Genomic DNA, 1,191 nt, shown 5'->3' with positions numbered 1-1,191 from the left:
TGTAAAACGGATCACCAGGCGTGGCCCCCCTTCTCCCGAAGTTACGGGGGCATTTTGCCGAGTTCCTTAACCATAGTTCACCCGAACGCCTCGGTATTCTCTACCAGACCACCTGAGTCGGTTTAGGGTACGGGCCGCCATGAAACTCGCTAGAGGCTTTTCTCGACAGCATAGGATCATCCACTTCACCACAATCGGCTCGGCATCAGGTCTCAGCCACAAGGTGTGCGGATTTACCTACACACCGGCCTACACCCTTACCCCGGGACAACCACCGCCCGGGATGGACTACCTTCCTGCGTCACCCCATCACTCACCTACTACCACCTTGGTCCGGCGGCTCCACCACTCCCCTTTGCCCGAAGGCTCCGGGGCGGCTTCACGGCCTTAGCATCAGAAGGTTCGATGTTTGACGCTTCACAGCGGGTACCGGAATATCAACCGGTTATCCATCGACTACGCCTGTCGGCCTCGCCTTAGGTCCCGACTTACCCTGGGCAGATCAGCTTGACCCAGGAACCCTTAGTCAATCGGCGCACACGTTTCCCACGTGTGAATCGCTACTCATGCCTGCATTCTCACTCGTCAACCGTCCACAACTCGCTTACACGGCTGCTTCACCCGGCAGACGACGCTCCCCTACCCATCACAGCCTCCGTTGGGAGTATTGCTGCAATGACACGACTTCGGCGGTACGCTTGAGCCCCGCTACATTGTCGGCGCGGAATCACTAGACCAGTGAGCTATTACGCACTCTTTCAAGGGTGGCTGCTTCTAAGCCAACCTCCTGGTTGTCTCTGCGACTCCACATCCTTTCCCACTTAGCGTACGCTTAGGGGCCTTAGTCGATGCTCTGGGCTGTTTCCCTCTCGACCATGGAGCTTATCCCCCACAGTCTCACTGCCGCGCTCTCACTTACCGGCATTCGGAGTTTGGCTAAGGTCAGTAACCCGGTAGGGCCCATCGCCTATCCAGTGCTCTACCTCCGGCAAGAAACACACGACGCTGCACCTAAATGCATTTCGGGGAGAACCAGCTATCACGGAGTTTGATTGGCCTTTCACCCCTAACCACAGGTCATCCCCCAGGTTTTCAACCCTGGTGGGTTCGGTCCTCCACGAAGTCTTACCTCCGCTTCAACCTGCCCATGGCTAGATCACTCCGCTTCGGGTCTTGAGCGTGCTACTCAAA

At 57.1% G+C, this 1,191-nt stretch carries 1 rRNA gene (only partly in view); it reads right to left on the bottom strand.

The features are described 5' to 3' along the window. Positions 1-1,191, bottom strand: a 23S ribosomal RNA gene (locus tag ABZZ74_RS53610) (its annotated part extends 1,275 nt beyond the left edge of the window); the annotation flags it as partial.

The sequence above is a fragment of the Streptomyces sp. NPDC006476 genome, assembly GCF_040612015.1.
GTDB lineage: Bacteria > Actinomycetota > Actinomycetes > Streptomycetales > Streptomycetaceae > Streptomyces > Streptomyces griseorubiginosus_B.
The sequence above is the reverse complement of the archived record's forward strand: the minus strand, read 5'-3'. Positions and strand labels throughout refer to the sequence as shown.